The following is a 20,632-nucleotide window of genomic DNA, read 5'->3' on the forward strand; positions in this document are numbered from 1 at the left end:
CGGCTCCGTCGGTGCCCGACAGCGTATACCCCGAGGCCACGGTTTTCTCGATGGTCCACAGAGGACTGGTTTAGGGGTTGCTCACGTCCGGTAGCCGGTGAATACCGCCAGTGAGGCCGGCCGCGCCCAGCGCCACGGATTTCGCCCCGTGCCGGGAGAGCCGGATCGCCACCGGTTCCCCGGACAGCAGCGGCTGTTCCGCCAGCGCTTCCCGCAGCGGTTTCTCCAGGAGCGCCCAGGACCGGACCACCGAGCCGCCGAGCACGCAGGTCGCGAGGCCGAGCAGTCCGGCCGCGTGCGCGATCGCCTGGCCGAGGAACCGGCCCGCGTCGGTGAACACCGCTTGAGCGGCTCGATCCCCGGCGAGCGCTTCCCCGGCGACCGCCTCCGCGGTGCGGGTCCGGCCGGTCGCTTCGGCATAACGGCGGGCCAACGCGCGTCCGGACGCGTACGCCTCGAGATGTCCGATCTGCCCGCAGGTGCAGAGTTCCTCCCCGTAGCGGCCGACGTGCCCGATCTCGCCGGCCCCGGTCGCCCCGCCGTACAGCAGCCGCCCGTCGACGAACAGCGCGCCGCCGACCCCGGTCCCGACCGCGACGCCGAGCACGTTCCGCTCGCCTGGCAGCAATTCGCCGAGCAGGAATCCGTCCACGTCGTTGACGGTGCGCACCGGCACCCCGCCGAGCCGGGCGGACAGCTCGGCGTTGACCGGCGTGCCCGCCCATCCGGTGAACGAATCCCCGGTGACCAGCACTGTTCCGGTCACCGGGTCGACGACGCCCGCCGCTCCGACGCCGACCCCGGCGAGCGCCGCGTGGTCCGGCACCAGCGAGCTGACCAGCTCCGCCGCGCGGTCGAGGATCGCCGCGCCGCCCCGGTGCGACTCCGACGGGGCGGACGCCGAGCCCAGTTCCTTTCCTTCCTCGTCGCACACCACCACCAGGGTTTTCGTCCCGCCGATGTCGACTCCGGCCCGCAATCCGGTCACGCCGCGGGGTCCGCGCCGGCCAGCGCCTCGCGCCGGCTCCGCTGCAACTGCGGATCCGGCACCGGCGAGGACAGCAGCAACGCCTGCGTGTACGGGTGTTCCGGCGTGCGCAGCACGGTTTCCGCCGGGCCTTCCTCCACCAGTTCGCCCGCGCGCAGCACCGCAACCCGGTCGCACAGGCTGTCCACCACCGCGAGGTCGTGGCTCACGAACAGGCAGCCGAAGCCGAACTCGCGATGCAGCCGCCGGAACACCTCCAGCACCGCTGCCTGCACGGATACGTCCAGCGCGCTCGTCGGTTCGTCGGCGATCAGCAGCTTCGGGCCCAGCACGAGGGCGCGGGCGAGGCTCACGCGCTGCCGTTGCCCGCCGGACAGCTCGTGCCCGTACCGGCCCAGCAAGCTTTCCGGCAGCTCCACCGCGTCGAGGAGCTCCCGCACCCGCCGCTGCCGCTCGGCGCGACCGGCCGAGGTGTGGACCACCAGCGGTTCGGCGACGGTCTGCGCGACCGTCATCCGCGGGTCGAGCGACGACGCCGGGTCCTGGAACACTGCGCCGATCTGCCGCCGGACCGCCCGCGCCGAGCGGCCGGTGCCTTTCGGCAGCGGTCCGCCGAGCACTTCGACGGTGCCGGATTTCGGCGTGACCAGCCCCAGCGCACAGTTCCCGAGTGTCGTTTTCCCGGAACCGGATTCGCCGACCAGTCCGACAATCTCACCGGCTGAGACGGACAGGGAAACGTCGTTCACCACCTGGCGTCCGCTGTACTCGACCACCACGTTCGACAGCGCGAGCACCGGCTTCGGGGTTTCCCCGGCCGCCGGTTCGTGCGTGAACGAACCCAGCTGCGGAACCGCGGCCAGCAGTTCCCGGGTGTAATCCGCCTTCGGCGACGAGAACAGTTCCGTCGCCGGGGCTTCTTCGACGAGCTTGCCGTTCCGCAGGACCGCGACGCGATCCGCGACGTCGGCGACGACGCCCATGTTGTGCGTGATCAGCAGCGTCGCGGTGCCCTCGTGTTCGCGGATGTCGCGCAGCAGGTCGAGAATCTGCTGCTGCACCGTGACGTCGAGCGCCGTGGTCGGCTCGTCCGCGATGATCAATTGAGGCCCGGCCGCGAGTGCGATCGCGATCATCACGCGCTGCCGCAGACCGCCGGACAGTTCATGCGGGTACTGCTTCAGCCGCGCGGCCGGTTCCGGGACGCCGACGCGGTCGAGCAGTTCGGCGCACCGGTCGTAGTAGCGGCGGTGGCGCAGCTTCTCCGGGTCGTGGTTGCGGATCGCCTCGGCCAGCTGGAAACCGATGGTCCGCAACGGGTTCAGCGCGGTCATCGGTTCCTGGAACACCATCCCGGCGGCCGGGCCGCGCAGTTTCCGCAGGTCCTCGCCGCGCAGATCGAGGACGTTCTGCCCGGCCAGCTCGATCGACCCGGTGACCCGCGCCGAACCCGGCAGCAGCCCGAGCACCGCGAGCGCGGCCGTGCTCTTGCCGGAACCGGACTCGCCGACCACCGCCACGATCTCGCCGGGCGCGACCGAAAGGCTCAGCCCGTCGACCGCCGCCGCACCGCCGGAATACGACACCCGCAGGTCACGGATGTCCAGCACTGCTTCGCTCATCGTCGCCCCTTCACCGCGAACGCGTCGCGCAGCCCGTCGCCGAGGAAGTTGATCGCGCACACCACCACGACAATCGCGATGCCCGGCGGCAGGATCAGCCACCACGCGCCGTCGAAGGTGTAGGTGATTCCTTTGGAGAGCATGGCTCCCCAGTCGGTGTCCGGCGCCGGAACGCCGAGGCCGAGGAAGCTGACGTACGCCACGAGCAGGATCGCGTCGGCGATCTGGAACGTCGCGTTCACCACCACGGTGCCGATCGCGTTCGGGATGATGTGCCGGAACACCACGCGCGTGCGGCTCGCGCCCAGCACGGTGATCGCCCGGATGTAATCGCGTTCGCGCAGGCTCACCGTTTCCGCGCGCATCAGCCGCGCGGGCACCAGCCATGACACCGCGCCGATCAGCAGCGCCAGCACGCCGACGCTCGGCGTCACCAGCGTCGCGGCCACCAGGAGCAGGAACAGCGCCGGGATCGCGACGCCGGTGTCGACGATCCGCATCAGCACGGTGTCCAGCCAGCCGCCGGTGTACCCGGCGACCGCGCCCCACACCGCGCCGATCGCGGTCGCGATGAGCCCGGCGAGCACGCCGATGATCAGCGACGTCCGTCCGGCGACCATGAGCCTGCCGAGCACGTCGTACCCGAGGTCGTCGGTGCCGAGCAGATGTCCGCCGCCCGGTCCGAGGCGCGCCGAGGCGAGGTCGGTGTGCGACTGGTCGGTGCCGTAGAACACCGGTCCGAGGAAACAGAACGCCACGACGAGCAGCAGCAGGACCGCGCCCACGACCGCGGATTTGCGGGCAACCAGCCGCGAAAGGACAGTCACGACCGCGCTCCCTTCACCCGCACCCGCGGGTCGATCGCCAGCTGGACCAGGTCCGCGAGCAGGGAGCCGAGCACGGTCGCCACGGCGATCACGAGCACGACGCCCAGCAGCACCGGGAAATCGGCGGTGCGGGTCGCGGTCCAGAACAGCAGGCCGATGCCGGGGTAGTTGAACATCGATTCGACGACCAGCGAACCGCCGAACACCACCGGCACGTAATAACCGAGCATGGAGACCACCGAGGTCAGCGAGTTCGGCCAGACGTGCCGCCAGATGATCGTGCGCTCCGGCGTTCCCTTGGCCCGCGCGGTGCGCACGAAGTCCTCGGACAGGCTGTCCAGAGTGGACGCTCGCATGTACCGGCTGAACGCGGCGAGCGCGGCTCCGGTCCCGGCGAGCACCGGCAGCACCAGCGCACCTGGCTGGGACAGCAGTTCGCCGATCGTCTCGCCCTGTGCGGCCTGCGCCGGGAACCACGGCAGGACCTGCGCGAACAGGATGATCAGCACCAGCGACAGGAAGAACACCGGCGTCGCGTAGAGCACGAAGGTGATCGCCGTGGTGAGCACGTCCGCGGTACGGCCGCGGCGGACCGCTTGCCACACGCCGAGCGGCAGCGCGACGAGGATCGCGAGCGCGGTGGACAACACGGTGAGCAGCAGGGTTTTCGGCATCCGTTCGGCGAGCAGGGTGCTCACCGGCGAGTTCTGCGTGTACGACTCGCCGAGGTCGCCCTGCAGGAGCCGCAGCAGGTAATCCCAGTACTGCACCGGAAGCGGCTGGTCGAAGCCCTGCGCGTGGTTGAACGCGGCGATCTGCGCCTCGGTGGCCTTTACGCCGAGGACGCCGCGGGCCGGGCCGCCGGGCAGCAAATGCAGCAGCACGAACGTCACCACGGTGACCAGCAGCACGACCACCACGGCAAGCACGAGCCGGCGGAGGATGTAGCGCGTCATGTCCTCACCTCGTCCAGAACCAGCGTTGCGGGAGCAGCCCGGCCATCGGGTCCTGGGTCACGCCGTGCAGCGCGGTGTCGATCGCCGACACCTGGTACGGCGGATTCGGCAGCCACAGCACCGGAAGCTGCTCGGCCAGATAAGCGCTGTACTCGAGCATCGCCCGGTTGTCCGACGCCAGGTTGGTGGCCGCGATCAGCTTGTCCGCCTTCGGATCGGTGTAGCCGCCGAAGTTCGTGCCCGCGCCGGTCGCGAACAGCTCCTCGCCGCTCGGGTTCGCCGGGAAGTACCAGCTGCCTTGCGTGCCGAAGTAGGACAGCTGCCAGCTGCACGACGGGTCCTCCGGTTTGCACGTGGTTCCGTTGGCCAGCACGGTGTTCAGCGGCTGCGCGTTGATCTTCATCTCGATGCCGACCTTGGACAGCTGCGAGCGCAGTTCCTGCATGGTGCCGTCGGTCTCGTCGGAACCGGACTCGGTCAGCATGGTCAGCGACAGCCGGGTGCCTTCGGCGATGCCCTCGCCGCATTTCGCCGGGTCCGCGCAGAGGAGGACGCCGTCGGAACCGGGTTTCCAGCCGTGGTCGGCGAGCAGCTGCTTCGACTTGTTCAGGTCGAACGGGTACGGATTGGTCTTTTGCTTGGGCGACAGGTACTTCGTGTCGTTGTCCTGCGGGACCGGGCCGTAGCCGACGCGCGCGGCGCCGCGCCAGATCACCGACGTGATGGCGTCCTGGTCGACCGCGTGCTGGATCGCCTGCCGCACGTACAGCTGGGAGAACACCTTGCCCAGCTTCGGATTGTTGAAGTTGTACGGCGAATACGTGATGGACCAGCCGTTCCACGGTTCGACCCGGTAGCCCTGCTCTTCCAGCTTCGACCGCTGGCCGAGGTTCGACGTCGGCAGGTAGCCGTAGTCGAGGCCGCCGGCGCGGAGCACGTTGTACTCCGCCGACGGACTGGTGAAGGTCAGGAACCGGACAGTGTCGAGCTTCGCCGGATCCGGTCCGGTGTACTTCGGGTTCTTCCGCAGCGTCACCTCGCCGGACGTGCTGAACCCGGCCAGCGTGAACTGTCCGTTCACGACCTTCCACAGTGGATTCGTCGCGTACGTGCCGAGCTGTTTCGCTTGGCTGACCAGGAAATCGAAGACCTGTTTCGCGCCGTCCGGGGTGCGGTCGTGGTCGCCGACCGGACCCGCGGCGCTCGTGCGGTCCCACGCGTGCGGCATCGGGACGATCAGGCTGAGCTGATTGGCGGTGAACCAGTCCGGGTTGTACGCCTTGTCCAGGGTGAACGTGAAGGTGCGGTCGTCCACGGCGTGGAATCCGACGATGCTGTCCGGGATCGAGCCCTTCGAGTACTTGCCCCACTTGTCCTTGCCCGCCCGGGCGAGGTTGAGCCAGAACTCGACGTCGCGGCTGGTCAGCGGCTCGCCAGTGGACCAGGTCAGCGGCTTGAGCGTGATGGTCACGGTCTTGCCGTCGGGGGAGTAGCTCGGCACGTTCGCGGCGCTCGCGGCGTCGTCGAGGGTGACCGAGCCGGAACTGCCGTCGTAGCTGTACAGCGGCACGTACATGGTCGACCGGATCATGCCGTTGTACGACCCGCCGTAGCCGGGGAGCGAAAGCGGCATGATCCAGTTCGGCGTCGCCGACGGGGGCAGCGCGAACCGCACGGTCCCGCCGGTTTTCGGGGTGCCGGAACCGCCGCCGTGCGGTTCCCGGCTCGCCGCGCAGCCGGACAGCGCCAGCGCGGCGGCGAGCGTGACCCCGAGCGCGGCGCGCCACGGGCGTCGAGCCATTCGCATCACTTCCAACAACTCTGATGAAAGACCTGTGCCAGGTGCTATGCCGCATCCCGGCTGTCGGGTAATCTTGCACGCGAGACGGGAATTGCCAAGAGTCCTTTCGAACAGTTTAGTTACATCAATCGTGATGAAAGAGGTGACGCGGTGGATCCGGCCGGACCGCTGCGGCTGTTGTGGCTGGTCGCGCACGGCCACGCGACGTCGCGCATGGACCTGGCGCGTGCGCTGGGCTTGCCGCAATCGACGGTGTCGGTGCGCACGCAGGCGCTGATGGCCGCCGGCGTGCTGAGCGAATCCGGCGAAGGCCGGTCCGCGGGCGGGCGGCGGCCGAAGCTGCTGTCGGTCAACACGGAGTTCGGCCATGTCTGGGGCGCCGACGTCGGCTCCCGGCACGTGCGGATCGGCGCGCTCGACATCGCGGGCAACCTCCTGGAAGTGCACGAACGTCCGCTGGACATCAGCCAGGAACCGCGCGAACTGGTCGCCGGGCTCGCGGCCGCGGTGCGCGACGTGATGGCAGGCGCGGATTGCCCGGGCCGCGCGCTCGGTCTCGGCGTCGCGTTCCCGGGTCCGGTGGATGTCGACGCGGGCACCATCACGCTGCCGTCGCGGATGCCGGGCTGGCGCGGGTTCGCGGTCAGGGAGGCGCTGGCGGAGCACTTCGAGCTGCCGGTGTTCGTGGACAACGACGCGAACCTGCTGGCGTTGGGCGAATCCGTGGCCGGCGCGCCCGGCCGGACGTTGCTGGTGGTGAAGGCCGGTACCGGCATCGGGTCCGGAATAGTGCTGGGCGGCGAGCTTTACCGCGGCCGGGCCGGAGTCGCGGGCGACATCAGCCACGTGCGCGTGCCCGCCGCCGAGGACAAGCCGTGCACCTGCGGCAACCGCGGCTGCCTGGAAGTGGTGGCCAGCGGTGCCGCGCTCGTCGGACAGTTGCGGGCGCAGGGATTGCAACTGGAGACCACCGCGCAGGTGATGGCCACCGCCGAAGACGGACATCCCGAGGCGACCACGGCCGTGCGGCGCGCCGGGCTGCGGCTCGGCGAGGTGCTGGCCACGGTGGTCAACTTCAGCAACCCGGACGAGGTGCTGCTCGGCGGTGCCTTGTCCGGTTCGGAAGCGTTCGTCGCGGCCGTGCGCGGCGCGTTGTACGAACGGTGTCTTCCCTTGGCTACCAGGGAACTGCGGATCGACCGGGTGCGGTTCGGTGCGGACGCGGGACTCTGCGGCGCGGGCGCGCTCGCGCTGGACGCGGTGTTCGAGCAAGCGATCAAACGGAGTGGACGATGAAGAAGCTGCGGGTCGGGATCACCGGAATCGCCATCGAATCGAGCACCTTCTCACCGCATCGGTCCACAGTGGACGACTTCCGGGTGCTGCGCGGGGACGAGCTGCTTGGCCGCTACGACTTTCTCGACGCGGACTGGGCGGCCGAGGTGGAATGGGTCCCGCTGATGGACGCGCGGTCGCTCCCGGGCGGTGCGGTCACAGAGGAGGCTTACGCCGAGCTGTCCGGGGAAATTCTGGACCGGCTGCGTTCGGCGGGTGAGCTGGACGGGCTGTTCTTCGACATCCACGGCGCGATGAGTGTCGTCGGACGGTCCGATGTGGAGGCTTCGCTCGCACAGGAGATCCGTTCGATCCTCGGTCCGGACGTGCTGGTGTCGGCGTCGATGGACTTGCACGGCAACGTTTCGCGCGAACTCGTCACCGCGCTGGACCTGATCACCTGCTACCGGATGGCTCCGCACGAGGACGCGTGGGAGACCCGCGAACGGGCCGCGCGGAACCTGGTGTCGCGGTTGCGGTCCGGTGGTCGGCCGAAGAGGGCTTGGGTGCAGGTTCCGGTTCTGCTGCCAGGGGAGAAGACCAGCACCCGGCTCGAACCGGCGAAGAGCGTGTACGCGGCAGTGGATTCCGTCGAAGCGCTTGACGGAGTTCTGGACGCGGCGATTTGGGTCGGCTACGCGTGGGCGGACGAACCGCGCTGCCAGGCCGCGGTGGTAGTGATGGGCGACGACGTTCCGTTGATCACGAAGGAAGCCGAGCGGCTGGCTCAGTCCTATTGGGACGCTCGCCACGACTTCGCTTTCGTCGCCCCGACCGGCACCCTGCCGGAATGCCTGGAACAGGCGGTCGCTTCGGAATCGCGGCCGTTCTTCATCAGCGATTCCGGGGACAACCCGACCGCCGGCGGTGCCGGGGACACGTCGTGGAGTCTCGACGTTCTGCTGAACACACCGGCCATTGTGGACTCTTCGCTGACCACTTTGTACGCGGCCATTGTGGACCCGGAAGCCGTCGCTACGGCGGTCGAAGCTGGCGTCGGCGCGACGATTTCGGTTGAACTGGGCGGAAAAGTCGACTCCGGACCGCACGGCCCGGTCGCGCTCACGGCACAGGTGGCCGCGATCGACGCCGACGACCCGGTCGCCGGAACCGCGGTGGCTCTGGCTGTCGGCGGCCTGCGGGTGATCGTGACCGCCCGCCGCAAGCCGTACCACCTCGAATCCGACTTCCACGCGCTCGGCCTGCGCCCGCGCGAGGCGGACGTGGTGATCGTGAAGATCGGCTACCTCGAACCGGAGCTGTACGACATGGCCGCGGACTGGCTGCTGGCCCTCACCCCCGGCGGCGTCGACCAGGACCTGCTCCGGCTCGGCCACTCCGGCATCGTCCGCCCGATGTTCCCCTTCGACGCCGACATGGCGGCCCCGTCTCTCACCCCAGAGGTCTTCTAAACACTATCCGTAGTCAGCGCCGAGGCGGTCCGTAACTCGCCTCGGCGCTGACCTGTGTTTCCATCAAGCAGGCTTGACAGGCAGGCATTTGCCTGCCTTACTGTAAGTGTGCAACCTGACCTGGACAAAGTGTTCAAGGCGCTGGCGGATCCGACCCGCCGGTACCTGCTCGACCAGCTGCGCGAGGACAACGGGCAGACGCTGGGCGAGCTGTGCCGCCGGCTGGAGATGACGCGGCAGTCCGCGACCCAGCACCTCGCCGTGCTCGAGGCGGCGAACCTGGTGAGCAGCGTGCGCCGCGGCCGGGAAAAGCTGCACTACCTCAATCCGGTGCCGCTGCACGAGATGCAGGAGCGGTGGGTGGACCGGTTCGAGCAGCCGCGGCTGCGGATGCTCAGTGCCGTCAAACGTCGAGCAGAGGAAGCCATGAAGCCGAGTTTTGTGTACGTGACCTACATTCAGAGCACGCCGGAGCAGGTGTGGCACGCGCTCACCGACCCCGACCTGACCGGGCAGTACTGGGGCCACCGCAACGAATCCGATTTCAAGCAGGGTTCGCGCTGGGCGCACGTGCGGACCGACGGGTCCGGGATCGCCGACGTCGAGGGCGAGGTGATCGAGTCGGTCCCGCCGAAGCGCCTGGTCACCACCTGGTACGGCCCGAACGGCCCGAAGGACCAGGAGCCGTCCCGCGCGACGTTCGACATCGAACAGCACGAGGGCATCGTCCGGCTGACCGTGACGCACGAGGACCTGCCCGACGAGAAGGCACACCAGGACGTGTCCGGCGGATGGGCGGCCGTGCTGTCGAACCTGAAGTCGCTGCTGGAGACCGGGCACGTGCTGCCGCAGGCGCCATGGGAGATGCCGTGACCGGCGCGCGGGAATAGACCCGCCGGCAGGTTTGTTGGGGCCTTGTGAGCGCCGGTTTTTTCGACGGCAGTCGCTCACGAGGCCCCTCTTCGCGTGCAGTGCCAGTTGTGCGGCCGGAACCGATGCGCTACTCTCGGCGCATACCCCAGGAAGTCGGCCCCGCCGCCCCGGGGTTCCGCCCTCTCCGTCAGCGTGAGTCAACGCGACGTGAATCGGCGTCTTTCCCGAAGCCTGTCGCCTGACCCGCTTCGTCTCATCCGGCGGTCCGCTTTCCGCGTCGACTGCCACTGCTCAAGGAGCCACAAACCATGACACAGCAAGGAATTCTCGATATCCACGGCAAGACCGCCACCCTGGGCTACGTCCCCGGCGGCCCGTCCGTGCCCCTCGCCCTGATCCGCACGCACAGCCTGCGCCGCGGCGACGAACTCGTCCTCGACGACGGCGAACTCGTCTCGGTCAACGGCCGTCCGCCCGGAGAACGCCGCCCCGATTTCGACCAGCTCACCCCCGTTCACCCGGATCAGCGACTGGTCCTCGAAACCAGCAGGCACCAGCTCGCCACGCGCGTCCTGGACCTGGTCGCCCCGCTCGGCAAAGGCCAGCGCGCGTTGATCGTCGCCCCGCCGCGCACCGGCAAAACCACTGTGCTGCAAGCGATCGCGCAAGCGGTCGCGGTCAACCACCCGGAGGCGCACCTCATGGTGCTGCTCGCCGACGAACGCCCCGAAGAAGTCACGGACATGACCCGCTCGGTGCGCGGCGAGGTCGTAGCGTCCACGTTCGACCGGAAGCCCGCCGAACACACCGCCGTCGCCGAACTGGCTCTGGAACGCGCGAAACGCCTGGTCGAAACCGGCCGCGACGTCGTGCTGCTGCTGGATTCCCTGACCCGCCTGGGCCGCGCGTACAACCTCGCAGCGCGCACCTCAGGCCGAATCCTGTCCGGCGGCGTCGACGCCAGCGCACTGCACCCGATGAAGAAAATCCTAGGCGCGGCAAGGAACATCGAAGGCGGCGGCTCGCTCACCATCATCGCCACCGCACTGGTCGGCACGGGTTCTTTGGCGGACACGGTGTTCTTCGAGGAACTGAAAAGCACCGGCAACTCAGAACTCCGCCTGGACCGCATGCTCGCCGACCACCGCGTTTTCCCCGCGGTAGATTTCTTCGGCTCCGGCACCCGCCGCGACGAGCTGATCGTCCCGCCACAGGAACTGGCCGTGATGAACGAGGTCCGCCGCGCACTGTCCACACAGGACCCTAAGCGGGCTGCGGAACAGTTTTTGGAACAGGTCCGCACGACGAAGTCCAACGCGGAATTCATCGCCCGGGTGAACGCTTCCCTGGCTGTTCCGGCTACTGCGGCCGCTTGAGTTGGAGACCGAACGCCTCCGGCTCACCTCGATTGGTCCGGCTCTTGCCGACGAGCTGTACCGGCTTCACTTGGACCCTGGCATCGCCCGCTGGTACGGCCAATGGACCCGCGCACGAGAACTCGGCGCAGCCGAAGTAGTCGCCTTCGCCGAGGCGCGCAACGCCCGTTCCTGTGCGGTGGTGGAACGGCTCGGCTACCACTGGTCCTACAGCAGCCACCCCGCCTAGAAAACGGCGAGCCCTGGCGAACCATCCGCAGCAGCGAGCAGATGGCCGCCCCTCCCGCGCGACCATCTCCTCGAGCCGACCGAAGCACTGCGCCCGACCAACCTGTCCGTCCTCACCAGAGCACAGGTCAGGGAATCGTCACCAGCCACCGATCCGACCGCCGGCGCAGGTAGCCCCACCAGTACGCAGCCGAAACCACCAGCACCCCAGCCGTGATCGCCAGGTCCAGCAGGCTCTGCGACACCAGCACGTAGCCGAGCGCCAGCACCGCGACCACGGGCACCACCGGCCACCCCGGCATTCGCCAAACCTGCGGACGCCGGTGCGCCGGTCGCCGCGCCCACAGCACGCTCACCGAAATCGCCAGGTACAGCGCGACCACAGCCACCCCGGTCACGCCGCTCAGCGTTTCCACCGGCACGAAGCACAGCACCGCTTCCGAGACGCCGACCACGAGCGTCGCCACCCACGGCGCGCCGAACCGCGGGCTCACCACGCTCAACGCGCGATTCACTGGCTCCGGCCAAGCGCGATCCCGGCCCGACGCGTACAGCACGCGCGAGTTCTGGATCACCATCACGATCACCGCGTTCACGATGGCCGCCGCGATGCACAAGCTGATGATCGTGCCGAACGTCGAACTGCTCCAGCTCACCACGAGCGCGGTCAGGTCGAGGTTCTGCAGCGTCGCGAGATCCGGCACGCCCAGCGTGATCGCGATGACCGGCACCAGGATCACGACCGCGCTGACGCCGAGCGTCCAGAACACGGTCCGCGACACCGTCTTGTGCGGCTCTCGCATCTCCTCCGCCAGATACACCGCGGTCGAGAAGCCCTGCACCACGAACAACGCCACCGCCAGCCCGGCGATCACCGAGACCAGCGCGATCGGATGCACGCCGTCCATGCTGGGCCGCACGAGCACCGCGGCCGGCCGGTCGGTGTGCGCGAAGCCGAGCACGGACACCACGACGATCGCGACGATTTCGATCACCAGGAAGATCCCGGTCAGCCAGGCGTTCGACCGCAGGTTCACCAGGCCCATCCCGGTGGACGCCAGCATCACCAGCGCACCCGCCACGGACGGATCGACGTGCACGATCACCGACAGGTAGTCGGCCACCCCGATCGCGATGATCGGCGGCACCACCAGGATCACGATGAACGACAGCATGAAGGTGATCCACCCGGCGAACCGGCTGACCACTGTGGACACCATGGCGTACTCGCCGCCCGAACTGGGCACCAGCGTGCCGAGTTCGGAATAGCAGAACGCGATGCCCACGCACAGCAGCACGGCGAGCCCGATGGCCAGCGCGGTGCCGGTGCCGAGCGAGCCGAACAACGGCGGGACGAGAACGAACAGGGACGACGCGGGAGTCACGCAACTCAGCGTCAGCAAGGTACCGCCGCCGACGCCGATCGATCTGGTGAGCGAGCGGGGCGCGGGCGAACCGGCGGCAGTGTCGGTCTGGACGGGGACCGGATGAGGCGGCATGGGGATCCCTCCGTCGGCGGCGCTGGAATTCGACGGATGGAACAGGACGGGTTTGCCGTTGTCAACGTCGGAAAGACGACGAAATCCGTTGTCGGGCACCCCGGGCGACGGGCCATCTGGACACTCAGGGCGACGATGTGCCACGCCCCCGGTTGCCCGCGAGAGGGTCGACCCGAGATGATCCCGGGATGCAGAGCCAGGACCCGAACCGGCCGGTGCCGCCGGTGGTCGACGACATTTCGAAGCAGATCATCGCCCAGTTGCAGGAGGACGGACGGCGGCCGTACGCCACGATCGGCAAGGCGGTCGGGCTGTCCGAGGCGGCGGTCCGCCAGCGGGTGCAGCGGCTGTCCGATTCGGGCGTCATCCAGATCGTCGCGGTGTCGGATCCCTTGCAGGTCGGGCTTTTCCGGCAAGCGATGGTCGCGATCACCGTCGACGGCCCGCTCGATCCGGTCGCCGACACGCTGGCCGAAATGGACGAGATCGACTATGTCGTGCTGTGCGCCGGCCGCTTCGACGTGCTGTGCGAGGTGCTCTGCGCCGACGACGAGGCACTGCTCGACGTGATCTCCAACCGCATCCGGACGTTGCCCGGCGTGCGCACCGCGGAGACGCTCGTGTACCTCAAGCTGCGGAAACAGTCGTACCAGTGGGGCACGCACCGCCGGTGACGACGAAATCCGAAGGTCTGTCCCGATGAGACAGCTGAAATTAGTCGTTGTGGGTGGCGCTGGCGACTGATCCGCTTGCCAAGCGGCGTCGACTCGTGCGATAACCGAGAAGTCCGGCCGGTGCGCCACGGTGCGTGCCGGCAGCTTCGAGGCCCGTTTCGAGGAGCCATGACCACGACCGCCGAACCCGCCGGGATCGCCACCGTCCAGGGCGCCGCCGCACACGACAACCTCTGGCTGCACTTCACGCGGCACAGCCAGGCCGAGCACTTCCCGGTGATCGTGCGCGGCGAAGGCGCCTACATCTGGGACGACACCGGCAAGCGTTACCTCGACGGCCTCGCCGGACTGTTCGCGGTGCAGGTCGGCCACGGTCGCGAGGAACTGGCCGAAGCCGCCGCGCGGCAAACGAAACAGCTCGCGTACTTCCCGCTCTGGGGCCACGCGCATCCGCCCGCGCTCGAACTGGCCGAACGCCTCGCCGCCGCGTCGCCGGGCGACCTCAACCGCGTGTTCTTCACCGTCAGCGGCGGCGAATCCGTGGAAACGGCGTGGAAACTCGCCAAGCAGTACTTCAAGCTCACCGGAAAACCCACCAAGCACAAGGTGATCAGCCGCGCGCTCGCGTATCACGGCACGTCGCAGGGCGCGCTGTCCATCACCGGAATCCCTGGTGCGAAGGCCGATTTCGAGCCGCTCGTGCCGAGTACGCTGCGGGTGCCGAACACGAACTTCTACCGCGCGCCCGAGCACGCCGACGATTACGAGGCCTACGGCCGCTGGGCCGCCGACCAAATCGAGCAGGCGATCGAATTCGAGGGCGCGGACACCGTCGCCGCGGTATTCCTCGAACCCGTGCAAAACACCGGTGGCTGCTTTGTCCCGCCGCCCGGTTATTTCGAGCGGGTCCGCGAGATTTGCGACAAACACGACGTGCTGCTGGTGTCCGACGAGGTGATCTGCGCGTTCGGCCGGGTCGGCTACGACTTCGCGGCCAAGCGATACGGCTACCAGCCGGACATCATCACCACGGCCAAGGGCCTGACCTCCGGGTACGCCCCGCTCGGCGCGGTGCTCGCGAGCGACCGCCTGATGGAGCCGTTCGCCGGCGGCGAGGCGACCTTCATGCACGGCTCGACCTACGGCGGACACCCGGTTTCGTGCGCGGTCGCGCTGGCCAACCTCGACCTCATCGAGCGCGAGAACCTTTACGGCCACGTGCTGGACAAGGAAACCGCCTTCCGGGCGACCCTCGACCGGCTGACCGATCTGCCGATCGTCGGCGACGTGCGCGGCACCGGTTTCTTCTACGGCATCGAACTCGTCAAGGACAAAGCGACCAAGGAGACGTTCACCGCCGAGGAGTCGGAACGCATTCTGCGCGGCTATCTCTCGAACGCGCTGTTCGAGGGCGGTCTCTACTGCCGCGCCGACGACCGCGCCGAGCCGGTGGTCCAGCTGTCGCCGCCGCTGATCTGCGACCAGCCGCAGTTCGACGAGATGGAGCAGATCCTGCGCGAGGCGCTCACCGGAGCGTGGAAATTGCTCTGACGCCCGCTGCCGCCCGGGTTGTCCCGCTACGCTGATCTTCGTTGCCTACCAACGGGAGGAAGCGCGTGGCGCAGTGGAATGACCTGGTCGCCTACATCAGGCAGACCTACCGGGTGATCCGGGACGACCCGGGCGAAATCCGGATCCGGGTCCTGTTCGGCGACGACGCGGAGACGACGGGGCGCGCGCAGGTCGTGGTGATCGCCAGGGAGATTTTCGACCAGCGCGAGGACTGGGTGCAGATCGCGACCCCGTTCGCCCGTGTGGACGAGGTCGATCTGCACACCGTGCTCACGGAGGTAGGCCAGACGCTGGTGGTCGGCGGGCTCGTGGTGATGGGCGAGCACCTCGTGCTGCGGCATTCGCTGCCGCTGCTGAACCTCGACCTCAACGAGTTCACCGATCCGCTCGAACTCGTCGCCGGTTCGGCCGAGCTGCTGGAACAGCAGTTCACCGGGCGTGACGACTACTGAGCGACGGCAGCCACGAAAAAGCGGGGCCCTGATCCGATCGGGGCCCCGCTTTTCGTTCGCTCAGTACGGTTGCGTGGCCGGCGGCCGCACACCGTCCATCCTGGACTGAACGCTCGGCTCGACCGCCGGGCAGTGCTTGCCGCGACCCGGGCTCGTGCCGTCGATCAGGAAGGCGTCCGCGGCGTCGATGACGCACTGGCTCTTCTTGAAGTACGCGCCGTGGCCCCAGCCCTCGTAGGTGAGCAGCGGCGCACCGGACTGCTGCGACGCGCGCACCGCCCAGCTGTACGGCGTGGCCGGGTCGTAACGGCTGTTCAGCATCAACAGCGGCACGCCTGCCCGGACCGACAGCGGATGCTGCGGGTTGCGCACCGGGCTCGGCCAGCCGGCGCAGCCCGTCGCCGCGCTCCAGCCCAGCGGCGAGAAGTGCAGGTCAGGCGACACCCTGGCGAGCGCGCGCCGGTAGCTGTCGAGCTGCGGGTAACTGGTGACCGGCAGCCGCCAGTCAGAGCAGAAGATGCTGTTGAACGGGTTCGGAATGGGAATGTCGTCCTTGCCGAACGACGCCTCGGCCGGTTTCCCGTCGCGCAGGTCGACCAGGCTCTTCGCGAGCTTGTCCCAGGTGGGGCCGTAGAAGTTCTGCGAGATCAGCCCGACGAACGCCATCGGGTCGAGCCGGTCGTCCGGGGTGCCGAGCTCGCCGCGTTCGGCGCGGGCGTACAGGTCCGCCACCACCGCGCTGACGTCCTGGCCGTGCAGCGCGCACGACGTCGTCCGGTCGCACCAGTCGGTGAACTGCTCGAACAACTCTTGCGTGGCCTCGGTTTCCGTCCTCAGGAATTCCCAGGTGCTGCGGACCGAGTGGTCCATGTTGCTGTCGAGCACGAGCGCGCGCACCCGGTCCGGATAAGCCTCGGCGTACTGCTGGCCCATCAGCGTGCCGTACGAAACGCCGTAGTAGGTGAGCTTTTCGTCGCCGAGCGCGGCACGGATCGCGTCCATGTCGCGCACGACGCTGAGGGTGTCCGAACGGCTGGCGAGTGGCCCGGTGATCCGGTCGCAGCTGCGCCCGAGCGCGCGGTTGTACGCGAGCAGCTGCTGGAATTCGCCGGAATCCTTCGGCAGCACCGGGTTTTTCGCGGTGAGCTCGTCGAGCCCGCACTGGATCGCGGTGCTTTCCCCGACCCCGCGCGGATCGAACCCGACCGTGTCGAACTGCGCGGTGACCTTCGGCGACAGCGTCCAGCCGCTCTGCACCTCGCCCGCGCCGGCACCGCCCGGCCCGCCGGGATCCATGAGCACCGAACCGATCCGGTGCGCGGGATCGGTGGCCTTGCGCCGCGCGAGCGCGAGCTGGATCGTGCCGTCGCCGGGACGGTCCCAGTCGAGCGGCACGGTGAGCTTGCCGCATTCGGCCCCTTGCCCGGTAGGACACGGTTTCCAGTCGATGGCCGCGGGAGCGGCGGTCGCCGGTGCCGCGGTGAACAACGCCGTCGCCGCGGTGACCGCGGTGGTGGCGGCGGCCAGTTTCCTGCCCAGACCCAATGCCCTGCCCCTTCGGCGTGAACTGGAGACGTCGGAGCCCTCGATCTTGCCAGAAGGTGACAGGAGCCACTAGTGCGGGTTACCGTCCTTTGTGGACAGTCCGGGTGCTGGCCAGGTGCACGGCGAAGTCGAGCGGGATCAGCCCGTCGGGCCGCGCCAGTGCCGGGGCCTGGGAGAGAAAGGCGGTTTCCAGCGCCTGGCAAGCGGGTTCGCCGAGCGGGAAGAGGTTGTAGACGGTCGACACGAACTCCCAGACCTGATTCAGCGGACCGCTGAAGTCGATCTTCTCGGTGCGCCACTGAACGGGAGCGAACCCGGCCGGGACGAGGATGTCGTCCAGTCCGGCCTGAGTGCTGGTGCGCTTGTCGCCGAGCGGAGGCAACCTCTGCTCGGCCGGGACGTCGGCGAGGATTTCCCGCAGCAGCTTGCCGAACAGGGCGCGGGCCCCGCCTTCGGCCGCCCCGCCGCTGAGGACGAGCGAGAGCTGTCCGCCCGGCCGGAGCACGCGGGCCAGTTCCGCGGCGACCTCGTCGATGTCAGTCATCAGCATGAACGCCATGTGCGACACGCAGGAATCGAAAGAGTGGTCCGCGAACGGAAGTTGCTGTGCCAGGCCTTCCGCGACCGTTGCCGAACGCTGCCGGGCGAGGGTCAGGTCCACCCTCGACAGGTCGACTCCGATCGCCTGATGTCCCGCCGCGGCAAGGAGTTCGAGCAGGAATCCGTCGCCGCAAGCAAGATCCAGTACGCGTCCCGGAGAAGCGATCTCGTCCCGGAGAAGCTCGTAACTCGACCGCCCGTCGGCGCTTCGGCCGTCGCCGAACGCGCGCGACGTAACCGCCGGATGGCTTGCGTGGAAGGCACGAAAGAAGGTTTCTTGAGCGGACCTGGTCACTCTCCCAACTTACGCACCGGCGCGAAATCCCGCCCTCTGTTTGTAGAATCAGCGGATGGCGGACGTGGTGCCCGATCGGCGCGAGGCTGAGGTCTGGTGTTCCTACCAGCGCGTGCAGCGGGCGCTCGGCAGCGCGCTCGACCGGCAGCTGGAGCGCGACGCCGGGATCTCCGGAGCCGACTATGCCCTCCTCGTCCCGCTCGCGAACGAACCGGACGGCGTGCTGCGGATGCGCGAACTCGGCGCGACCGTCGAATGGGACCGCAGCCGGCTGTCGCATCACGTGAGCCGGATGTGCAAGCGCGGGCTGGTCACGCGGGAGAACTGCACCGAGGACGCGCGCGGGGCGAACGTCCGGCTCACCGAGGCCGGTCGCGCGGCGGTCGCGGCGGCCAGGGAGCAGCACGGCGAACTCGTGCGCCGGTATTTCTTCGACCAGGTCAGCGGGCCCGAACTGGAGCTGCTCGGCCGCGTTTTCTCCCGGATGCTCACCCGGCTGGCGCAGGACTGACGGAGATCGTCAGCGCTCCGTGCGGGCGCGGTAAGCGGTGCGCCGCAGTCTTGCCGCATCGCCTACCGATCCAGGGGAGCAGAGATGACCAGCAAGACAGTTCTCGTGTCCGGCGCCAGCGTCGCGGGTCCGTCCGCCGCCTACTGGCTGCACCGTTACGGCTATTCGGTGACCGTCGTCGAGGCGGCGCCGCAGCTGCGGCCCGGCGGACAGGCCGTCGACTTCCGCGGCGAGCAGATGAAGCTCGTCGAAGCGATGGGCCTGCTCGACGACCTGCGGAAGCACGAGACCGCACTGCGGGAGCAGGTGCAGCTCGACCCGTCCGGACAGCCCGCCTTCACCCTGCCGAGCGGGTTCACCAACGGCGAGCTCGAGGTCCTGCGCGGCGACCTCGCCCGCGTCCTCTACGACCACACCAAGGACTACACCGAGTACGTCTTCGGCGACCGCGTCACCTCGCTGACCGAGACCTCCGAAGGCGTCGACGTCACTTTCCGCCACGGCGCCCCGCGCCGGTTCGACCTGGTGGTCGGCGCGGACGGGATCCACTCCGGCGTGCGGACGGCCGCGTTCGGCCCGGAGGCGAAATTCCGCACCGACCTCGGTTACCACGTCGCCGGGTTCACCGCGCCCAACCACCTCCGCCTCGACCACGCGGGCCTGCTCTACAACGAACCCGGTCTCGGCGCGATCGTCACCAGCCACCGCGATCCGGAGACCGTCACTGTCGGCCTCACTTTCCGCGGCGACCCGGACGGGTACGGCCGTCCCGACCTTGCCCGGCAGAAGGACATCGTCACCGAGGTCTTCGCCGACGCCGGATGGGAACTCCCGCAGCTGCTCACCGCGGTCGCCGAGGCACCTGACCTGTACTTCGACACCGTCGGCCAGATCAAGCTCGACAGCTGGTCGCGCGGCCGGGTCGTGCTGCTCGGCGACGCGGCCTGGTGCGCCGGGCCGGGCGGATCCGGCACCGGTCTCGCGATGATGGGCGCGCAGGTGCTGGCCGGCGAGCTGGCCGCGGCGGGCGGCGACCACGTGACCGCGTTCGCCCGCTACGAGCAGCGGCTGCGCAAGCCCGCCCGCGTCGGGCAGCGCAACGGAGCCGGTTCGGGTGACTTCCTGGTCCCGGCCACCGAGGAGAAGCTGCGCAAGCGCAACCGGATGTACCGCAAGCTGACCGGCCCGATCGGCCGCCGCCTCTTCGAATACATGGGCAACCGCGCGGCGAACGCGGTCAAATACCGCGAATACCCCCAGCCCCGCGCGCACGCCTTGCCTTGACGCTGACGACAACGTTTAGCGTCGCAGACATGCGCATCGGCGAACTGGCTCAGCGGACCGGGACCACCACGCGGGCCCTGCGCTTCTACGAGGCACAGGGCCTGCTCCCGGCGGCGCGCGCGGCCAACGGCTATCGCGAGTACGACGAGGACCACCTGCGGCTCGTCAAGGAAATCCAGACCCTGCGCACGGTCGGATTCAGCCTCGACGACACCCGCCCGTTCGTCGACTGCCTCCGCACCGGCCACGACGCGGGCGACGCGTGCCCGGCGTCGGTCGAGGTGTACCGGCGGAAGCTGGACGAGGTCGAGGCCTGCATGCGCGACCTCGCCGCGGTCCGGGCCGCCCTGCTCGACAAGCTCGCCGCCGCCACCACGCATCCGGCCGACCCGTGCACCGCCGAACCCGAGGAGTCCCGATGACCACCGACGCCACCTTCGCCGCCGACGTCCTGGACCACGACCAGCCCGTCCTGGTCGATTTCACCGCCGACTGGTGCCCGCCGTGCCGGATGATCGCGCCGGTGCTCGCCGAGATCTCCGCGGAACGGCCCGGTCTCACCGTGCGCGAGCTCAACACCGACGAAAACCCCGAAACGATGCGCGCGTACCAGGTGATGGCGTTGCCGACGCTGATGCTGTTCCGCGACGGTGCCCCGGTCGCGTCGTTCGTCGGCGCCCGGCCGAAGGCGAAGCTGCTCGCCGAACTGGACAAGCTGCTGGGCTGAACCGGTGGCCTTCCGGGTTTGCCCGGTGGGCGGGTGAGAAGAGCAGGTACAAAGA

Annotated in this window: 20 protein-coding genes; 12 read left to right on the forward strand and 8 right to left on the reverse strand. The window is 68.9% G+C overall.

Annotation, left to right across the window (positions count from 1 at the left end; translation table 11 throughout):
* Positions 1 to 70: 70 nt before the first annotated feature.
* Genes PUT80_RS05595 through PUT80_RS05615 form a run of 5 tightly spaced genes read right to left on the reverse strand, consistent with a single transcriptional unit; the run spans position 71 to position 6,194 of the window.
* Positions 71 to 988, reverse strand: coding sequence for an ROK family protein (locus tag PUT80_RS05595; protein ID WP_037815140.1), 918 nt, complete (start codon positions 986 to 988; stop codon positions 71 to 73).
* A complete protein-coding gene (locus tag PUT80_RS05600) occupies positions 985 to 2,610 on the reverse strand; it encodes an ABC transporter ATP-binding protein (protein ID WP_275291280.1) in 1,626 nt (541 codons plus the stop codon). Before PUT80_RS05600 ends, PUT80_RS05595 begins: the two co-directional genes overlap by 4 nt.
* Entirely contained in the window at positions 2,607 to 3,437 is an 831-nt protein-coding gene (locus PUT80_RS05605; protein WP_275291281.1) for an ABC transporter permease, read from the reverse strand. Before PUT80_RS05605 ends, PUT80_RS05600 begins: the two co-directional genes overlap by 4 nt.
* Positions 3,434 to 4,393 carry an ABC transporter permease gene (locus PUT80_RS05610; protein ID WP_037815134.1) on the reverse strand — a complete coding sequence of 320 codons (960 nt, stop codon included), beginning with the start codon at positions 4,391 to 4,393 and terminating at the stop codon, positions 3,434 to 3,436. Before PUT80_RS05610 ends, PUT80_RS05605 begins: the two co-directional genes overlap by 4 nt.
* Positions 4,394 to 4,397: 4 nt before the next feature.
* On the reverse strand, positions 4,398 to 6,194 hold the full coding sequence (locus PUT80_RS05615) for a peptide ABC transporter substrate-binding protein (RefSeq protein ID WP_037815133.1): 1,797 nt from the start codon (positions 6,192 to 6,194) through the stop codon (positions 4,398 to 4,400).
* A gap of 150 nt (positions 6,195 to 6,344) precedes the next feature.
* Here PUT80_RS05615 and PUT80_RS05620 point away from each other — a divergent pair, with 150 nt between their 5' ends.
* The 5 genes from PUT80_RS05620 to PUT80_RS05640 all read left to right on the forward strand — a co-directional run bounded on the left by PUT80_RS05620 (position 6,345) and on the right by PUT80_RS05640 (position 11,419).
* Complete coding sequence (locus PUT80_RS05620) at positions 6,345 to 7,490, forward strand: ROK family transcriptional regulator (RefSeq protein ID WP_275291282.1); 1,146 nt, start codon at positions 6,345 to 6,347, stop codon at positions 7,488 to 7,490.
* Positions 7,487 to 8,941, forward strand: coding sequence for a M81 family metallopeptidase (locus PUT80_RS05625; protein ID WP_275291283.1), 1,455 nt, complete (start codon positions 7,487 to 7,489; stop codon positions 8,939 to 8,941). The genes PUT80_RS05620 and PUT80_RS05625 overlap by 4 nt, the downstream gene beginning before the upstream one ends.
* A gap of 108 nt (positions 8,942 to 9,049) precedes the next feature.
* Positions 9,050 to 9,814 (forward strand): metalloregulator ArsR/SmtB family transcription factor, encoded by a 765-nt coding sequence (locus tag PUT80_RS05630; protein ID WP_275291284.1) that lies wholly within the window; start codon positions 9,050 to 9,052, stop codon positions 9,812 to 9,814.
* 308 nt (positions 9,815 to 10,122) lie between these two features.
* Positions 10,123 to 11,190: a transcription termination factor Rho gene (gene rho / locus PUT80_RS05635; RefSeq protein WP_275291288.1), complete on the forward strand. Its 1,068-nt coding sequence runs from the start codon at positions 10,123 to 10,125 to the stop codon at positions 11,188 to 11,190.
* A gap of 70 nt (positions 11,191 to 11,260) precedes the next feature.
* Positions 11,261 to 11,419 carry a hypothetical protein gene (locus tag PUT80_RS05640; RefSeq protein WP_275291289.1) on the forward strand — a complete coding sequence of 53 codons (159 nt, stop codon included), beginning with the start codon at positions 11,261 to 11,263 and terminating at the stop codon, positions 11,417 to 11,419.
* A gap of 127 nt (positions 11,420 to 11,546) precedes the next feature.
* Here PUT80_RS05640 and PUT80_RS05645 read toward each other — a convergent pair whose 3' ends face one another.
* Complete coding sequence (locus PUT80_RS05645; RefSeq protein ID WP_238604552.1) at positions 11,547 to 12,917, reverse strand: APC family permease; 1,371 nt, start codon at positions 12,915 to 12,917, stop codon at positions 11,547 to 11,549.
* A gap of 188 nt (positions 12,918 to 13,105) precedes the next feature.
* On the opposite strand from PUT80_RS05645, the gene PUT80_RS05650 reads away from it, so the two are divergent.
* The 3 genes from PUT80_RS05650 to PUT80_RS05660 all read left to right on the forward strand — a co-directional run bounded on the left by PUT80_RS05650 (position 13,106) and on the right by PUT80_RS05660 (position 15,615).
* Complete coding sequence (locus PUT80_RS05650) at positions 13,106 to 13,591, forward strand: Lrp/AsnC family transcriptional regulator (RefSeq protein ID WP_275291290.1); 486 nt, start codon at positions 13,106 to 13,108, stop codon at positions 13,589 to 13,591.
* A gap of 168 nt (positions 13,592 to 13,759) precedes the next feature.
* Positions 13,760 to 15,142 carry an aspartate aminotransferase family protein gene (locus tag PUT80_RS05655; RefSeq protein ID WP_134729840.1) on the forward strand — a complete coding sequence of 461 codons (1,383 nt, stop codon included), beginning with the start codon at positions 13,760 to 13,762 and terminating at the stop codon, positions 15,140 to 15,142.
* A gap of 65 nt (positions 15,143 to 15,207) precedes the next feature.
* Positions 15,208 to 15,615 (forward strand): hypothetical protein, encoded by a 408-nt coding sequence (locus PUT80_RS05660; RefSeq protein ID WP_037815122.1) that lies wholly within the window; start codon positions 15,208 to 15,210, stop codon positions 15,613 to 15,615.
* A 60-nt stretch (positions 15,616 to 15,675) separates the two neighbouring features.
* Here the strand turns inward: PUT80_RS05660 and PUT80_RS05665 are convergent, their stop codons facing one another.
* Both PUT80_RS05665 and PUT80_RS05670 read right to left on the reverse strand, forming a co-directional pair.
* Positions 15,676 to 17,160: an alpha/beta hydrolase gene (locus PUT80_RS05665; RefSeq protein WP_275291291.1), complete on the reverse strand. Its 1,485-nt coding sequence runs from the start codon at positions 17,158 to 17,160 to the stop codon at positions 15,676 to 15,678.
* A 79-nt stretch (positions 17,161 to 17,239) separates the two neighbouring features.
* Positions 17,240 to 18,055 (reverse strand): class I SAM-dependent methyltransferase, encoded by an 816-nt coding sequence (locus PUT80_RS05670; protein ID WP_037815116.1) that lies wholly within the window; start codon positions 18,053 to 18,055, stop codon positions 17,240 to 17,242.
* 55 nt (positions 18,056 to 18,110) lie between these two features.
* Here PUT80_RS05670 and PUT80_RS05675 point away from each other — a divergent pair, with 55 nt between their 5' ends.
* The 4 genes from PUT80_RS05675 to trxA all read left to right on the forward strand — a co-directional run bounded on the left by PUT80_RS05675 (position 18,111) and on the right by trxA (position 20,577).
* Positions 18,111 to 18,566, forward strand: coding sequence for a MarR family winged helix-turn-helix transcriptional regulator (locus tag PUT80_RS05675; RefSeq protein ID WP_037815113.1), 456 nt, complete (start codon positions 18,111 to 18,113; stop codon positions 18,564 to 18,566).
* A gap of 84 nt (positions 18,567 to 18,650) precedes the next feature.
* Positions 18,651 to 19,850, forward strand: coding sequence for an FAD-dependent monooxygenase (locus tag PUT80_RS05680; protein WP_275291292.1), 1,200 nt, complete (start codon positions 18,651 to 18,653; stop codon positions 19,848 to 19,850).
* Positions 19,851 to 19,879: 29 nt separating this feature from the next.
* The gene (locus tag PUT80_RS05685; protein ID WP_238604555.1) at positions 19,880 to 20,272 is read left to right on the forward strand and encodes a MerR family transcriptional regulator; all 393 of its coding nucleotides are present in this window, start codon (positions 19,880 to 19,882) and stop codon (positions 20,270 to 20,272) included.
* The gene (gene trxA, locus PUT80_RS05690) at positions 20,269 to 20,577 is read left to right on the forward strand and encodes a thioredoxin (RefSeq protein WP_134667424.1); all 309 of its coding nucleotides are present in this window, start codon (positions 20,269 to 20,271) and stop codon (positions 20,575 to 20,577) included. Before PUT80_RS05685 ends, trxA begins: the two co-directional genes overlap by 4 nt.
* The last annotated feature ends 55 nt before the right edge of the window (positions 20,578 to 20,632 follow it).

This window comes from Amycolatopsis sp. La24, assembly GCF_029087445.1.
Lineage (GTDB): Bacteria > Actinomycetota > Actinomycetes > Mycobacteriales > Pseudonocardiaceae > Amycolatopsis > Amycolatopsis nivea.